This is a genomic window from Pedobacter sp. WC2501, from assembly GCF_052682415.1.
In genome coordinates this window covers 4,858,444-4,875,384 of sequence record NZ_JBQZFI010000001.1, presented here as the reverse complement: position 1 = coordinate 4,875,384, position 16,941 = coordinate 4,858,444, and the positions used below count along the sequence as shown (strand labels likewise).

14 protein-coding genes are annotated in these 16,941 nt (G+C 43.8%); 9 read left to right on the top strand and 5 right to left on the bottom strand.

Annotated features, from left to right (window positions below):
• The first annotated feature begins 14 nt into the window (after positions 1 to 14).
• Positions 15 to 416, top strand: coding sequence for an SET domain-containing protein-lysine N-methyltransferase (locus ACUN24_RS20575; RefSeq protein ID WP_445564213.1), 402 nt, complete (start codon positions 15 to 17; stop codon positions 414 to 416).
• On the opposite strand, the gene ACUN24_RS20570 is transcribed toward ACUN24_RS20575, so the two are convergent.
• The gene (locus ACUN24_RS20570) at positions 394 to 936 is read right to left on the bottom strand and encodes a hypothetical protein (protein WP_445564212.1); all 543 of its coding nucleotides are present in this window, start codon (positions 934 to 936) and stop codon (positions 394 to 396) included. The two genes, ACUN24_RS20575 and ACUN24_RS20570, sit on opposite strands and share 23 nt — an antisense overlap.
• 96 nt (positions 937 to 1,032) lie before the next feature.
• Positions 1,033 to 1,764: a LytR/AlgR family response regulator transcription factor gene (locus ACUN24_RS20565; protein ID WP_445564211.1), complete on the bottom strand. Its 732-nt coding sequence runs from the start codon at positions 1,762 to 1,764 to the stop codon at positions 1,033 to 1,035.
• Between the two features lie 264 nt (positions 1,765 to 2,028).
• Between ACUN24_RS20565 and ACUN24_RS20560 the strand changes: the two genes are divergently transcribed.
• From ACUN24_RS20560 to ACUN24_RS20530, 7 genes are all read left to right on the top strand, one after another.
• A complete protein-coding gene (locus ACUN24_RS20560) occupies positions 2,029 to 2,826 on the top strand; it encodes a hypothetical protein (protein ID WP_445564210.1) in 798 nt (265 codons plus the stop codon).
• A 165-nt stretch (positions 2,827 to 2,991) separates the two neighbouring features.
• On the top strand, positions 2,992 to 4,125 hold the full coding sequence (locus tag ACUN24_RS20555; protein WP_445564209.1) for a hypothetical protein: 1,134 nt from the start codon (positions 2,992 to 2,994) through the stop codon (positions 4,123 to 4,125).
• Positions 4,122 to 4,928 carry a peptidoglycan recognition protein family protein gene (locus ACUN24_RS20550; RefSeq protein WP_445564208.1) on the top strand — a complete coding sequence of 269 codons (807 nt, stop codon included), beginning with the start codon at positions 4,122 to 4,124 and terminating at the stop codon, positions 4,926 to 4,928. The genes ACUN24_RS20555 and ACUN24_RS20550 overlap by 4 nt, the downstream gene beginning before the upstream one ends.
• Positions 4,929 to 5,008: 80 nt before the next feature.
• The gene (locus ACUN24_RS20545) at positions 5,009 to 5,728 is read left to right on the top strand and encodes a hypothetical protein (RefSeq protein ID WP_445564207.1); all 720 of its coding nucleotides are present in this window, start codon (positions 5,009 to 5,011) and stop codon (positions 5,726 to 5,728) included.
• A gap of 252 nt (positions 5,729 to 5,980) precedes the next feature.
• On the top strand, positions 5,981 to 6,589 hold the full coding sequence (locus ACUN24_RS20540; RefSeq protein ID WP_445564206.1) for a hypothetical protein: 609 nt from the start codon (positions 5,981 to 5,983) through the stop codon (positions 6,587 to 6,589).
• 126 nt (positions 6,590 to 6,715) lie between these two features.
• A complete protein-coding gene (locus tag ACUN24_RS20535) occupies positions 6,716 to 7,168 on the top strand; it encodes a hypothetical protein (RefSeq protein ID WP_445564205.1) in 453 nt (150 codons plus the stop codon).
• 580 nt (positions 7,169 to 7,748) lie between these two features.
• The gene (locus tag ACUN24_RS20530; RefSeq protein WP_445564204.1) at positions 7,749 to 8,387 is read left to right on the top strand and encodes a hypothetical protein; all 639 of its coding nucleotides are present in this window, start codon (positions 7,749 to 7,751) and stop codon (positions 8,385 to 8,387) included.
• An 86-nt stretch (positions 8,388 to 8,473) separates the two neighbouring features.
• Here ACUN24_RS20530 and ACUN24_RS20525 read toward each other — a convergent pair whose 3' ends face one another.
• A complete protein-coding gene (locus tag ACUN24_RS20525; protein WP_445564203.1) occupies positions 8,474 to 9,259 on the bottom strand; it encodes a hypothetical protein in 786 nt (261 codons plus the stop codon).
• A 482-nt stretch (positions 9,260 to 9,741) separates the two neighbouring features.
• Here ACUN24_RS20525 and ACUN24_RS20520 point away from each other — a divergent pair, with 482 nt between their 5' ends.
• On the top strand, positions 9,742 to 11,784 hold the full coding sequence (locus ACUN24_RS20520) for an ATP-dependent nuclease (protein ID WP_445564202.1): 2,043 nt from the start codon (positions 9,742 to 9,744) through the stop codon (positions 11,782 to 11,784).
• Positions 11,785 to 12,611: 827 nt separating this feature from the next.
• Here ACUN24_RS20520 and ACUN24_RS20515 read toward each other — a convergent pair.
• Positions 12,612 to 12,920, bottom strand: coding sequence for a hypothetical protein (locus ACUN24_RS20515; protein ID WP_445564201.1), 309 nt, complete (start codon positions 12,918 to 12,920; stop codon positions 12,612 to 12,614).
• Between the two features lie 15 nt (positions 12,921 to 12,935).
• Positions 12,936 to 16,862 carry a hypothetical protein gene (locus tag ACUN24_RS20510; protein ID WP_445564200.1) on the bottom strand — a complete coding sequence of 1,309 codons (3,927 nt, stop codon included), beginning with the start codon at positions 16,860 to 16,862 and terminating at the stop codon, positions 12,936 to 12,938.
• Positions 16,863 to 16,941 lie beyond the last annotated feature (79 nt).

The window sequence follows — 16,941 nt, the reverse complement described above, 5'->3', positions numbered from 1 at the left end:
AACTAATTATTATCATGCTTCTTGTCGCAACGTTTCTCGAAAAATCACCTAGCCGTGGCATCGGTCTATTCGCCAAAAACTTCATTCCCAAGGATACAGTCTATTGGAAAAGAAATGATAGATTTGATAGAATATTTGATATTGATCAAATGGCCAAGTTTGATCAACTTGTGCAGGATTATGTCATGTATCATGGGTTTTTAGAAATTAATGGAAGTTGGTACTTATGTGGAGACAATGCTAGGTTCACTAACCACTCAGATAATCCTAATACGAAAAATCATTTTGATAGTCAAGGTATTGTCCAGTTTTCGACGACGTCCGTCGACATACAAATAGGTGAAGAAATTTTCATCGATTACACCGATACATGCCAAACTTGTTCAGAAGGCGTTAGTTTTCAGAGCTACTTTTAGCGGTCGAAGACTTTTTACCACTACTGATATACTCATTCATGTATAGCTCAAAATCGGTATCAAATGTATTTCCACTAATATCCCATGCCCTTAAAAAATTATCCCTTTCACAATAGGAACGAATATAAGAATCCCAGCCTATCCATTGCTTCTTTTTTATTTCAGAGTACTGGTCAGAATACAATAAATAGGCACGTTCAAAAATCGAAAACAGCATCGTTAAGAGGATAAGTTCTTCCTTTTGCTGTTTTTCATCCAATTTTTTTGGGTTTTTATCTGGAATATCGAATATATTTAGATAAGGGTGCTCCAAACAAAGTTTCTGAAACTCCAGATATTTTTCATCGAGGGCATTATATGTTCCGTATTCCCGATCTCTTTTCTCCTTTTTTTTGGTTCTCCTATATTGAATATAGGCCAATGGCAGTCCTAAGATGACAATTATTTTTCCTACGGCATCGAGGTAGTCAAGAATGGTCTTGTCAATTTCAGGAAGAGCAGAAGTTAATTGAAGAAGCATGATAATAATTAGTTATCCTTTATTGGTTACTAATATAATAGTATTTTGCTCAAATGATTGTTCTACTTCCGATTTTTTTAATTTGGCCTCTGGCCGTTAACGCAAAAGCCTATGCTCTAAAAATTCGATAAATGTCCGTCGGTAACTCGGACCGATAAAAAACTTCGTTCCGTTGGACATGGTGACGGTATTTCCCTCTATCCGTGCGATCTGCTGTTTGGCGGCGAGTATGGACTTGTTGATCCGTATGAAGTCATGTGAGCCCAATTGTGCCTGCGCTTGATTGATGCCCAGTCGAAGTACCTGCGGTCCGTTTTTGTCACGGGTATAGATTTCTACATAGTTCCGGTCGGCCTTGAGATGGGAAATGTCTGCGGTGTCGATCGATATAAAACTGTTCTTGCCCTCTCCCTTGATGAACCGGTGAGTGGTGCTGCTGGATTTAGTCGGTATGTCCGTGCCGAATTGGCGGCTGTTGATCAGGTCCTGCACCTTTAGTGCGAAATGAGAAAAGGTGTAGGGCTTGAGCAAAAACTGGCTGGCCCGTACTTCGAAGGCCTCTACTGCATAGTGCGGATGGTTGGTGCTGAAAACCAAGAACCTGGTCATGGGGCGAAGGCTTTTGGCCAGGTCTATGCCGCTGATGCCGGGCATCTCAATGTCCATAAAGATGAAATCTATCTGCATGGCGCTGTCGATTTCGCTGAGCGCTAATAACGGGTCGGTGTAGGTTGAATGCAGCGTAAGTACGGACATTCGGTCGATGTAGCCGGAAAGGGCATCCACAGCATATTGCTGGTTGTCTATGATGACGCATTTAAGAGGCATAAGGAGAGGTGTTTAGCGATACAAGTTTACCTAAAATTGTCGACTGGGACAAGTCCTGTCTTTGTAATGGGGAAAGGTATCCTTTGTAACAAAACAGGCGGGTTTGGTACCAAATATTTTTCCCGGCTGTTGTCTTTGGCTATCTTATGTCTCTGTTCGTCCCTGCTAGCGCTGGACGTAGGAAAACGGCGATATTTTCAGGTTTTTTAGTTTTTAACCGTGCGAAAATTTTCGTTGAAGACAAATTTTAACCAACCAAACATCATGTCATTAGCTATCGACTACTGCAAGGAAATCGCAACGCAGCTTCGCCAGAATGCTGTCTACATGCCCGGCTCAAGCGTGAAGCCGGGAGATATCATCAAATTTGACTACCGGAACATCTTCGGGGTGCCAAAACCTTTTGGGGAGTTTTCCATTTACGGCAACCTCTCTGACCTGGGCGTAGTGCTGGAGACGGAGCACGAGCCGGTAGACTCACTGGATTCGTATGTATATGCAAGCAAAGGTGCGGTGAGCGTTAGTTTCGAAGCCGATCTCACGCAGGGTTCGGTCGGTAAGGGAAATCTTACCATTGGGTTTAGCAAGGTGGGCTCGACCTATCTTTCGGCAATTGATTGCAGGGAGCAGCGCTTTAAGAGCATCATTGGTCTGGAGGCAAAGCTCGTGCCGCACCAGGGGACCCTTGAGTGGAGCGACTATTTTGTAGTGGTTTCGGTCACTACCGCTGCAAGGGCACTTATCATGCAGTCCAATAGTAAGACAGCGAGTCTTGAGGTCGGTGGAAAGGTCAATGGGCTGGTGCCCGCCGGACAAGTTGTACGGGACATTGATGCGAGTCTAGACCTGAAGATATCGAGGTACAAAGAGGCTTCGTTCATCAAGGACTGGTCGAGCAATGTGCCGGTATTCTTTGCTTTGGTCAGGTTCAGGAAAAAATTCAGCAAATACCGGGAGTTCTCGGCAACGAAAGGCACGGCGCTTTCGTTGGACCTGTCCAAGGACACAAGTGAAAAAAATCCCTTTGTCATCGAAGTGGTAGATCCGCTGGATATCCTGTAATTTGATGGTCCGGGCCTTGCCTGCAAGATCGGTCAGTAGTTGTCGGTTGTCGCGAGACTATTAAAACTTGACGGGATAAGTCTTAACAGCGCGCTGATCGCAGCCGGGAATGTCCAGCGGCCCTTTTAAATTTTTGACTAATATATTCTTTATAACGCTCTAACTATGTTCGGATCCAACACCATCGAAATCGCCATTGGCCTGATATTGGTCTTTATGGTAGTCAGTACCATCTGCACCGCTATCCGGGAGGGGATAGAGGCAAAATTTAAGACACGTGCCGCCTATTTGGAACAGGGACTACGGCAACTGCTGGCCGATCCTGGGGGAGCCGGGCTCGCCTCGACCCTTTACGGGCATCCACTGATTTCGGGATTGTTCAACGGGCCATATACAGCCGGCAACAATGCTTCCCTTGATCTTTTTGCAAGGGGGGGGAACCTGCCTTCTTACATTCCGGCGAAAAACTTTGCCCGGGCAATGATGGACATTGCCGCCAACGGCAAGGACATCGCGCTGAACAACAGTGAAAGTACGCCGGTACTTTCTCTAGCTGAGATGCGTTCCAATATCTCCAATATCGGGAACCCACAGGTGCAGCGGATCCTGCTCAATGCCATAGATCTGGCCCAAGGGGACATCCAGGTTGCCCAGGACAACCTGGAGAGCTGGTTCGAGGGAAGTATGGACCGCATTTCGGGATGGTACAAACGTTCGACCCAGTGGGTGATCTTTTGGATCGGTCTGTCGGTGGCGGTGCTGCTGAACGTCAATACGATCACCATTGTCGATTATCTCTCCAGTAATGATACCGCCAGGAAGGTGCTGGTGGAAAAGGCTTCGTCCGTTTCGGCAGATTCCGCAAGCATGAAACTATCCTATGAACTGGCGAACCGTCAGTTAGGGGAACTTGCACTTCCCATAGGTTGGAAGGCTACGGACTTTTCTTTTGAATTTCCAGAGATGAAAGGCTCCACGGTGGCCGTAGCCGTGTTGAAATCGATTTTCGGTTGGCTCATCACCGCATTGGCGGCAACTTTGGGTGCGCCGTTCTGGTTTGATCTGCTCAATAAATTCATGGTGATCAGGTCTACGGTCAAACCCAATGAAAAAAGTGGCGAGGAGGGCTCAAAGGACAATAAGGCGGCGACGCCGACGATCATTCTCGGTACTGGGCCTGCGCCACTGCCAGAGGCCGGTGGCGCAATAGAGGAGCATGGGGACTGCTGCGGGATACAGAGCGGGGACGATACGCCCGATGAGGATCTTCCCGCATCGAAAGGAGGGGTGGAACCATGAGCGATTCATTAAACTGGTTACCGGATGTGCTCAAGGCGGCGGGACTGAAGGTCGCCGAGTGTCCTGGATGGAAAACCCTGGGGAAGGGGAAGATGGGGAGCATAGAGGGTGTGCTTTGCCACCATACCGCAACGACGACTCTTAAGGGGAATATGCCTTCGCTGCATACCCTGATCCACGGAAGGACGGGGAAGAACCCGCTTTCCGGCCCATTGGCCCAACTGGGACTGGGCCGGGACGGTACGTTCTATATCATCGCTGCCGGGATCTGCAACCATGCCGGTCCTGGAAACTGGAAAGGTATTACGGCGGGAAATTCACATTTCATCGGGATCGAAGCGGAAAATACCGGCGACGAGCGGACCGAATCTTGGAGCGAAGTCCAGATGGATGCCTATAGGCGCGGGGTTGCGGCAATTTTGCGGCACCTGGGAAAGGGAGCGGAGTTTTGTGCCGGACACAAGGAGTACCGGCTGCCCAAGGGGATAAAGAATGATCCCAATTTTGATATGGTGGGCTTTAGGGCGGCTGTTGAGGATATTCTGCAGGGCCGGGCACCTTCACCCATACTCATTCCAAAGTCCGAACCTGGTGCGATGCAAAGGGGCACGTTGCGGCGTGGGACCGCTAATGACCCTACACTGGTCAGACAGCTGCAGGGAAAATTGGGTGTAGAGCCTGATGGATTCTTTGGCCCCAAGACCGAAGCTGCCGTTCGTGCCTTCCAGGCGGGGAGAGGGCTTGTTGCCGATGGGATCGTGGGACCCAAGACCTGGGCCATTTTGGACTCGGAACCGGGTTAGGGTTTTTTGGGCTTGGTAGGGGGAAGAAGCCCTCTGTTATGCCAAGATGATCGTATGTTAAGGCTTTAAGATATTATAGTATGACAGAAATAAATGAACTGATAGCGGCTATTAACGCCGGGGATTTCCATGGAAAGCGTTTTTCACCGGAGCAGATCTTTGATGCCTTCAAGCAGGGAACAGTGGCCCTTCCCTTCCCCAGGCGTATTGGCGGGGGTGGAAACTGCGCGTCGGTCGCCCTGGTCAAGGTGGCGATCGCCAGTTACGGTCTGGATGGTGTGTTCAGGTCGATTGGAGTAGATTATACCAACGAGCGGTATCTGGTAGGGCTCAGGGATGGGCAGGTGAATACGCTATCCTTCGAGGACTATCGCACTGGGGTGGAGAAGTCCGCCTTCGAAGCTTTCGCACAGGGAGGGGATGCGGGAGCGATCTTGGAGTTCGGCAGGTTTTGCTTTGCGGTAATGGCCGAGGTTAAACGAACGATGTACGGCTGGGGGCGCTATCAAAGGGCGATCAATGATTTGAACAAATCCGAAGGCGCAGATGAAGTCCATAGGCTTTTGGGGCTTCCGGCGACACAGGTCGCTGATGTTTCCATAGCTGCCCTGTCGCGGATGCAACATGTGCTTGTATGGAACCGCTACCATGCGGTCTATAGCAGTGGTGGCTACTATGACGAATTCTTCCACGGCGTGGACGGCAAGGCGTTGCCGAGTAAAATGCCGCTGTCCGAGCTGCAGCATGTCCACGGCGATGGTCAGGGCGATGGCCCAAGCGGTGCACATGTGTTCCTTTAAGTCTGGAATCTGCGCCGGCTATGGAAAAAATCGAAGGTAGAATGGAACGATCCAGCCTGGATCTAAGGATTGCGGCCTGGGCTGTTTAAAAAATGGGATTGTTCTGTGTCCAGTGGTAGGTTCTCTCGCATCGCACGGCCAAGGTGTCCCACGTGTGGACACCTATAACACACATTATGGGAGACATTGATGGATCAGAATGCAAAGTTGGCCAGCCTTAAGCAGACAACGTTACCTTAACTCAACCCAAATATGTTGGCTATCGAATCGAACAACACAGAACTGCTTCCTTTACTGGAGTTTATCTTAAAGCTTTTAGGCGGCATCGGAGCCTTCTACCTTTTTCTGATCGGCCTAAAGCGATATGGAAAAGACCAAAAGTGGAAACGGAACGAATTTGTGGCCGCGCAGGCCAAGGAGTTTAATGCGGATAAACTGGTCCGCAATACCATGTACATGCTCGACTGGGGCTCAAGGTATGTCGAGCTGTTTCCCGAGAGCCCTGTCTACGCGGAGCGCTTTGCCAAGGTGACCAGGGGGGGCTTACGGTCTGCCCTGCAGTCCCACACCACAAAGCGGCGCTTTACTCCGGTAGAGGTGGCGATCCGCGACCATTTCGATTGTTTCCTGAATTACTTTGAGGTATTTGAACAATATATTGAGGCAGGGCTCATTAGCGAAAAGGAACTTGAGCCCTATCTTAGGTATTGGGTGCAGACCATTAGTGATGATATTGAACAAGAGGTGAGGAACAGCATCCACCATTATGTCGACGAATATGGTTTCAGAGGTACTCAAAGCCTATTCCGGAGATTCGGGAAAGAAATAGTTCCCGTGGCCGTTATCAGTCGTAATCGTTAAGCAAAATTACTACATAACAGCTGTATAGTGATGCATCCCTCCCTAACCGGAGAGATGGCGAAGCTAATCAGATTAAATTTATTCAGCGTACTGAAACCGTGTATACCAAATCTAAATACCTTCAAAATGATAGAACCCACCGATTATTCCAAACTTATCTCTGCGTTTGCAGCTATCAGCTCTGCGATTATCGCCATTGTCAATTTCCGCTCAGCGGGCCGGAGGGCCAAACTGAAAGACGATCTGGAAATCTTTAAGCGTCTGAAAGAAGCATCACCGGCCGATTCGGCTCCTTACAACGATACCTACGATGACATCGAGAGGAAGATCCGAAAAGGACTGGACGAGATCTATGTGAATAAGGGCGTCGACAAATCAGATTTTTTCTCCGCTGTTCTTATGGCGCTCCTTGTAGCGCTACCCTGGTCCCAAGCACCTAAAAGTGTAATATACGAATATAGGATGTTTTTTACCATTGTCTTTTCTGCAATGTGTGTGTGGTTCATTGTCAGTATAATCAGGAAAAGGAAGCTGCCAAGACAAAGTCCGGAAAACCTAGAAGTTGCAAAACATAGATGATGCCTGAATTAGATGGTTTGCCTTGATCTGGCATGGCGGCTGATCTTTTTGCTCGCTGTATTCGATGTTTGGCGCGGGAGCAGTTTCCCCGATGGAGCAGGTAAGGTTCAGAATGTCCTCATTGAGGTGAAGATCGAAATTTTATTGGATTTGCGATCGGTCTTTTTCTGGGCGCTTTGTTTTTCATGGGCAGCCGGTGGTTATTCCGTATATGGCTCTTTACCAGGCTGATATTTGATCTTTCCGGCAGCTTTTGTGGTGGAGAGGTCTTGCCGAGGGAGCTTGGGCTTCTTTCCGCATCTGGGCCTGGAAACCTTGTTCCTGTACTGAGCGTTCCCGGACTGGCGGACATGTTCAATTGCCAATTGGGTTTTTGTTTTGAACTGAAGATACATTTTCTTTAATCTGATAAAAATGACGCCTTTAGAATTCTTAACGAATTAAATTTCTAATAAGAAGTCAGTTTTTAATTTCGTTCCACCAGCATAGGTTATTACCATCTAAACCAAAGTCATTTAGGTTGATTATTAGTATCTTGTAATAGTAATCAATGCTGCCAATAACTTTTAACCAATCACTCATGAAACTAAATTCGAGATCAATCAGCGCCATTCTGATATTTTTCATTCCACTTGTTTTTCTATTGGGCATTGTATGCTTGTTCATAGACAAGACCGATCAATTCAATGATCTGGAAACTGTCTTCAAGGTCATCGCTTTATACGCGGCATTCTGGTTTTTCATATATAAACTATTTACAGGCTGGCTTATTATCAACCTGACGGTCGATCTGGAAACCGAAAGAATCACTGGTGAAAATGGGCTCGACTATTTAGCTGTCCACGTACTATTATCAAAAGGCCGTACAGACAGCGTGTGGCTTAAAGATATTGTGATTAACGTTAAAACCTGTCCGGGTGTACCCGACGAAATGGCAATCCATGCTGCCAGCACCAACCCGGTTCTGATCAGACCGGTGGGTATAAACAGAACCTTACAACATGACCAAACATGGCAGCCCGAAGCTGGTAACAGGTTGTTAAATATCTCACCAGAGGAAGGAACACGTTTTTCGGCATTTACCTGTGTTCCAACAGGCCATGTGGTGATACTCGAAGCAATTGTACTGGGAACCAGGCCATTCTATAGCATTGAAAAAGCCAAAGATGAGCCTATACAATGGAAAGCATCAAAGATCGTACTTCCGAAAGGCCGTTAGTTTTTTTTTCAAGCTACTTTTCTTTTTAGCGCAGCTTTATTAGAAGTATTTGATTCTGAATTAAGAAGGATGTTTTTTTTGGCGTATTATGATTTGATTAAATAGCTCTCGTATGCCAAAAAATAACCTACCGTCATTGCATAATATTCAACATTGCATATCATTGAATCGCCATAACGAAATAATGTAAACCAAGTTTTTCCAATTCCTACATTCGTTGTTGTATCTGCGGAGCTATCTCCATATTGATTGCAAGTGAATAAAACCTTATTATTTCCTTTAACAAGTTTATCCGTAAAGTCTAGTTGGTGCGGGGGGAAATCATCTTTTCTTAGCAACCTAATAACACTTGGAATCTGATTGTAGTATATCAGATCAGCTGTTTTTAGGAAGTCATTAGAATTATAATTGGTTAAGATATTGAAGTCTTCTTTTATGTTGTTTATATTCAGCTTATATTGATAACCACTACTGTCCCAGAATTTATGACAATAATTAAAATTAAACAGAATATATGCATCGTTAAATACAGGAGAACTATCAAGTTTATTGGTTATGAGAGAGTGTGCGTAGAATTTACCGATAATATTGTTTTCCACTACCGATCCACCAACGTCAATAATTCTTTGTTCTAGATAGAAATAGAATTTCGCTTTTGTCATCCTTGTGCTCCATCCAGTTATATAGAAAGAGTAGGGAGCTGTTGGAGATTCACTAATCGCCACTTCCTGAAGGATGAGCTCTAGATCAAGCTTTGGATCTCCTTCAAACCAAATAGGAGACACCTTGGAAATTTTCTGCTGGGGATCTGTTATAGTTATTGTGAGTCCATTGTCGCAGTTGAATAATCTTAAAATGAGAAGTTCTTTCATCGTTAACGATTTAGCAGTTTGATTATGCTAGCCTAATTTGCTGATTTTTTTAAAGATTATGAAAGAAACAGATACAAAATTTTTCGAGACATTTTAGTCGTCTTCACCTTGGTTGACTACTCAATTAAGAAATATTACTGAGTGCAAGTATGGCTTGCGGCGATATTTTCTTTTTTGGATCCATTTTCTTTTAACGTCCAATCGGAGAGCGATTGTAGTGAACCAAATTTATCCATAAATATCAGAATTGCAAATCAGTGATTTAGTAACCAAACAATTAATTCTGAGCTAATAGTCTGGATATGATTTGCGTTTCATCAGTCTCGTTGACAGCTACCTAACTTCTCAAAACGATGCTGCAGCCCTAAAATATCCGCAAAAAAGAATTGCATCCTGGATATATTATTTCTGATTTACTTTCCAGTGAAGATTTTTAACAGAAATTCTTTAGCTTCATCGAAAAATTAATGACTCTATTTTAAATGGTCAACTTACGATTAATCAATACTGAAGAACAAGCTGGGAAAATCCACGAGTTTTATGCCGGTAATGTTCCTGTTTCATTTTTATCTGGCCTACAGAATATAAATATCATAGTTGGTGCAAATAATACCCGAAAAAGCAGGTTTTTGAGGTCAATAATCAATATCGGACACAAGATACTCATCGAATCCAAATCCGATATCAACGTGGTGCTTTCCAAAAAAGATGAAATTCTATCTGATATTGAGTTCTGCGACAAACATTACCCTCAGGGTATGATCCAGTTTCAAACATTTCATGGACAGTCTGATGATGGAAACCAGGTTAATGATTTTTTAGGTGACTTCAAGAAACATAACCGGATCGTAACTTATCAGGAGATTATGGTTTTAGTAAATTCGATCTCTGAGGAATTGCTAAGTTTTACTGAAGGAAAAACATTCGAAACAATTGTCAGAAAGGTTAAACAGCTTGATACAATACTACGATCGGCGATTTATATGTATGCGCATTTTAGGAACAATGGTAATAAGGTAGTTCACTTCAATTCCTATCCAGCCTCTCAATTGCGAGATTTAGGCCCCTCAATGCCTGCAATGGGGATTTCAGTGCCTTTGGATAAGTTGGATGAAGTGCAGTCCAGATTGGAAGAGGTGCTGGACTGGACTAAGGCGATTGATGATCTAAGCTGGTCGAAGTACAACAGCCAGAATATTTATATTCCTGCGTTGCGCAGTTCCCGGCAACTTACCGGGGTATCTTCGAGTGACGTTTTTGAAGATATCCTTAGGGACAATTATTTTAAGGGAACAAAAGCTATTCTCCAGATTGAGACTGGGTTAAAGCTTTACCAGAACATCAATTATGCAAGGAATGGTAATAGGGATGAGATCCGGAATTTTCACGCCTTCGAAAAATTTATCGGTCAGACATTTTTTGACTCGGACGACATCCATATTATTGCCTACAGGGCACGAAGTGGGGGAAGTGATGTAATCAAGATAAGTTTACCGGATGAACTTGAGGACATTCCCATGTATGATCTGGGCGAGGGGGTGCAGAGCATCATCAATCTGCTATTTCCCATATTTACGGCGGAGGATGGAAAATGGATATATATCGATGAGCCGGAAAATCACCTGCATCCAGGATTTCAGAATATTTTTGTCAAGGCAATTACGCAAAATGAATACTTAAAGGCAAAGAATCTCCGTTATTTCATTAATACACATTCCAACCATATCCTTTCTGAATCCTTTCTTTCAGGAAGTGGTACGGGAATATTCGTGTTCTCAAAAAGAGATGAGAATGCTTCCAATATTGCCTATTTTGATCAAAATCAGTACAAGACGCTTGAGCTTTTAGGTGTAATGAATACCTCGGTACTGATCACCAATTGTAGTGTCTGGGTGGAAGGGGTGACCGATCGTTTTTACCTCCGGGCGTTTTTACATGCATTTGTCCAGCAGTTAGCATCAGGAAGTTATGCGCCGAGCGAGGGCTACGATTTTAGTTTTGTCGAATATGGAGGAAAGAACCTGGTGCACTATGATTTTGACAGCAGTTCCGAGAATAATATCGCAGCGTACTTTATCAATTCAAATGTGTTTTTACTGGCAGATTCAGATTTTGATTCTGCAAAACATGTCAAGTATGAAGAGAGACAGGATGAAAATTTTATGTACAGAAAAACCGATCTGCCTGAAATAGAGAATCTTTTACCAGACAGTATATTGAAAGATTTTCTTTTGGAAGCCGTGAAATGTGATCCGGGGTCGCTTGAGGGGATTTTCCCGATCAAACATAGCTCAAAGCTTGGAAAGATCTTTTCTGGTGTTATGCGCAATAAAAAGCCCGTCCAGATAATGGCAAGGACCGGGGGGACACTTTCCTCCGCCTATAAATCAAAATTGGCCCAATTTGTACATGAAAACATTTTGTCTGGAAGATATTCCTGGGATGAACTCGCAACATTGTCGACGTTAAAGTTGATAGTCGAGGATCTTTATGGCTTTATCAAAAATAGGAACAGGCGGAGTTAAAGCGTCAGGGGGATTCTTGACTGTGTTGCCTTTCCTGGATTCCAAAAGAATATTTTTTTATCCTTCAGGAATGATATGGGATGTTGTTCAACAGCGTCATACTGTTGGGGAAAGCTAGGCTTCATAAGTCGGTATTTGCTTTTTGTTTCTTATACGGTTGACCATTGAAACAAATAACTGAAGGAAAATTTTTTAAAGTTTTTCATTTATTTATCAGGTTTTTATGTTTAGTATTTCTTACTTAAAAACCTCTATTGATCTTTTCGTTGCCGAACCATCCTTATTTCTGGTTTCCGTAATCTCACGGGAAGCAAGTTTGCCCGCCTCCATAGTGAATACTCCTGTTAGGAGAATTCCCGCAAGCCCAAATACTCCACAAATGATTGGTGCAGGATATACTGGAGAAATATGGTTCTGTTTATGCGCATAATCCAAATATTATTTATCAGCTTTAATTTAACTGTGCTATGTAAAGGTTCAGCTAAATTTCAAAGTCCCAAAGTGTTTGCAAAAGAATTTTGCAATTTCAGATACTACAAGTTGAGGATTGGTCATTCTTTTTATGGTTCGAGTGCTATCCGCGGAATAAAAAGACTTGGGGGATAAGGTATAGTTGTCAACTGTGTTCCTTTTCGGGAACATTTATTTCGTTGCGATATTTTTTAACAATTGTAGAGCTATTTTTTTACGGGCGTAAAATCCTACATTTAACAATATAATTATTCACTCTCAATTCTATTGCCTTGTCTGATTTTAAAATGCACGGTTTCAAGCTGATCAGTTTGAAACTGGATAAAAATACCCTTCTAAATTGTATTATCCTATATTTAATGTTCTGATAATGAGAACAGGCCATTTGTGATGAGTTCTATTACCGCGTGTATTTCCATGTTTATCTCCGTTGTCGAGCCGCTGGGATAGACAATCAAAAAATCTTTAGTAATAATCCTTAAAAAATATTTGCCATCATTCTCTTTCAACCCGAAAGTGGCGTTTTTAACATCATCATTTGCGTTAACCTTCACCTTGATAATGCCACCCATGTGGCGGGTGAACTCAAATGTGAACATTAGAGATCCATCTCCGCTGACCAAATCGCTATTGAGTAATTCTTTGTAGTAGTTTATATCTTCCATTTGAAATTATTTGTTTTAACTCACTGTTTCGACATGGCCTTTAGCCATCTCAATAATCTTTTCTGCATATTCCTGTTCATGATAAACGGATTTATCCTTCAGGCCAAGATTGATCCATGAAATAAAATCCAGGTAACGTGGGTGGGAAAGTTTCGCCAATTTTGTGTTCAATGATCGGACGATGTTTTTCTCAAGCTTTTTTAACCACCTATCTTCAGCTGGATATGAGATGTCCAGTTTTTTTCTATAAGTATTTAACTCCCAGAGTTCAGAAATAGCCATCGCTATAGATTCAATTATTGCATTCGGATCGACAAGTGGAAGGGATACGCCTGGCAGTAACTCAATTGTCTGCTCGTCAACTGCGATGGGCAATGGCATGTAATGTGAGATATCACCTTCTTTTTCATCCATTATTTTATTTAGCTCAGTCAGCATTTCCCTTTGTACACGGAAAGCCCCTTTTGAAGTTCCATTTACGACATTAACAATCGTAAAGAAATCCGCAGGAAAATGGGCTAAGGGACTAATGTACATCAGCAACAATCTAATATTTTCAGGGTCGCCTAGATCACTGCTTTCTACACCAAAAGTCACATACGTCAGGGTTTGGGTTTCCCTGAAACTGCTTGGTAGATAGAATTTGAACTTTCCGGTTTTTTCGATCTCTGCAAATAAACGCTGAAAACTGCCTAAGATGAGATTCTGGCTTTGCTGCCACCATTCTGCTATAGCTTTCTTGCCCACTGCAACAGGTTGCTGCAGGTGTAGGGGATGTTCCAGTACATAGCATATTCCATGATAAAGTCTCTCATATGCCTCAAGTTCCTTTGAAATCAGTTCTGAAGTTTCGAAGTAGACATGTGATCCAATCTCAATTTCTGCAAATGCTGTCTGCATTTTCTTCAGATCCAGAAAAACCTCCTTAAAGTTAATCAGGACGAGTTTTTTCTTGTGGGCATCCTCGGAAAGAAAAAGGTTCGGAATCTGTGTCCAGACGTTGCTCATAGATGAAAGCCATTTGTCGACAACACGCTGTTCAGCCGAAAACTTAGCAAGTTGATCCACGAACCGATTGAAGTTGGGGTATTTTCCCCTGGTTGCATATCGGCCAGATAAGTCTTTTGTTGCAAGGTCAATCTTTTTGCCATAGGCCATTGCTTTTTCCCCCTTCCCTTCAAAGACCAGATCAATATATCTATTGGTATCCATAATAAAATCCAGGTTTGCCCTTCGCAATTCCAATAATTGCACCTGCCATTCAAATGCTGATGCGGCCTGATAATTGGAAGATATCACCGAAATCCAAATTTTGTTGAGGTGGACATCAAAAGCATTGCTAATGTTTTGTGGAGGCATGGTTTTATGTGCATTGTCCCTTGAATACTTGACGATTTCCATACTCGGATAGGGGAGTATTTCGACATCGGTACAATAACGCTCATATCCCGGCAGAATTTGCGAAATGTCGGTAATCCGCTGAACGCTCAAGTCGTTGGCCTCACCAACATCCTTACTGGATAGTATATATTCAATATGTAGGTTTTTTCCATTTTCATAAATACGGATACAATCTGTTTTGACCTTTAACAGGCTCATAATAGCCCCACCATGTTCCGAAGCAAATCTATTGTAGGTATCTGGCTTGCGGAGTTGCAGAAATCCAAATAGGTCTTTGGAATCCTGAAGGTCATTTTGTTCGAGATAGGCCAATAGCTCGTGGCTGTTGTATGACCACTCGAAATCAAAGTCGATTTCCAGCAAATCAAACCAGCGTACAAGAAACTCCATCCCTTTGACCGAATCCGGCATGTCTGTGCGTTTACGGAGCGACTTTCCAAGCTGCTGTGCGAAATGGTATACATCGGTATCCTTAATACTAAAGTCACCAAGTTTTTTTTTTCGCTCTGTAAAAGCCCTGAATGCAGGCGCCATCTCTTCGCTCAGGGAGTTAGCAAGATCTTCGGTAACACTCACATTGGAAAACGGTGTACTTTCGATAATAAAAATTTCAATGCCCCCTGCCTTCAAAGCCTCATCAAAAACCTCCCTATTGTCCAACCAGTAGCGTTGGGGCTCACCGTGAACGATCCCATCCATTGCCGTAACCATTTCCGACCAGTTTCCATCGGCCAGTTTCTCCGCAAATGAAGCGTAAAAATCTTTTTTTTCATCGCCGGCTAGTAACAGTGGGGCATTAACAAAGAACTCGTGATACTGGCTTTCTTGGAGGATATCATAAAGCTTGGCCAGGCTTGGGAGCGCACCGCTGTGTCGGTTTAGCAGTTCGTTCAGGTATTTGGAGCGCACAGGATGAAGGCCCACGATGTGCTGCGCAGAAAAACTGATAAAATACTCGTTTTCCAGAAAATTAAGCACGATTTCTCGGTCTGTTTCAAAACCAATTTCCTGTTTTATATAATGGATAAGGTGTTCGGTTTTGATTGATAGCTGTAGCAGATCGGCCAGGGAAACCAGCCGGAGAATTTCCAGTTTTGCGGCTGCTGAGTTATCTGATGATAGTGTATTGATCTGATAGCGTAGTCTATCCTCGATCATTTGTCCACTGGTAAGCAGTACCGTGTATTCGATGAGCAGTCCATTGCGGTGTACGCTTTCCCAAGCTGGCTCCCAGGATCTCACCGCGGGATTGATTTTTCCCCTCGATTTCAATTGCAGGAATATGTCATGCGCTTCGCTCTGGGTGAGAAAAATATCAATAATTTGGATGCCCAATCTGGAGATATCTGCTCCATAGCGTTGCCAGTCTTCATGCCTGCTGGTTACAATGAATTTCACCGGAAGCCCGGCTATTCTTTCAGCCAAAGCGCCCCATTCCTTTGTCTGGGCGTGTAAGCCATCTAATATGATAACCGGTACTGTACCCAAAAGTACCCTTGAAGTAATAAATTCGGTAAGTGAATTAACCTCTTCCCAGTTCCTGCAGGTATTGAGCTGGTAAATGGTATACTCGCTACGAGAATTAAATCCAACCTGCCAGGCGATGGTAGATTTACCCTGTCCGCTCGAGGAACGGATAACGGTTATATCATTTGTTTTCAGGCTTTCCCAGACCAGTTTTTCCCATTTCTTCCTTCTTGCAGGGAGGCTATTTGCGATGTGGACAGGCTTACAGGCCTTACCGTCAAAATAACCCTCTAGATTTTCGGTCCTGTTTACGCCATAATCGATCAGGGAAATCCACTCGTGTTTAATGGCCGAATTGCTCGGCGTTTTGGAAAAGCTGTCCGTTATCTCCGTAAAAAGTGCAGATAAATCTTCATGTAAAATCCTTTTTCTATTGGTGGACCAATCGAAAATGTGATAGAACAATGTTCTGAGAAAAACAGCTTCTGTGCCTTTGTTCACTTTCCAGGCGCCTAGCAAAAGCGATGATATATCTTTGTATAATCCCTCTATATCTTTGCGCTGGAAGGTAATTGCATCAAGAAAGTCCCTGGTATTATATGATCCATAAGTTTTCAGTGACTTTAATCTCTCGTCCCAATACTGTAAAGCTTTTTCATCAAGCCGCTGGTTTGCCAGTGCAGCAAGATGCCCTTCAGCGATTCCCATATTATGGACAAGCTTAAAATAGCTGCGGGGTTCTGCGATAAACACCTCCAGGAAGTTTTGCAACACGCCCATGTCCCAGAATGATGATGCATTGAGTTTGTTCTGTGATGTTTTCAGCTGAATGTAGAGATCCTCGTTCAGGTTGAGCCTCGTTCCATTCACATCAATATCCTCAATGCCCTCGAGCCTTACTGATGCCATACTGCCTTGTTGGGTCAGATGGCTGAGGATGGTATGGGCCGAATACAATACCTGAAAATGGATTCCGCGGAGATTTATTGCTCCACCTGTCCGTTTTGCTGCAATCTGCTCGAGATATTTGCCGGCATCTTTAACCGTTGGGATATTGTTTTTTATCTGGCTCATTATTTTTTGGTTTAGATAGGGCTGGTTACCACTGTCAACGTGCAATAATACTTTTACCATTTTGGAATATCTAGCTCTA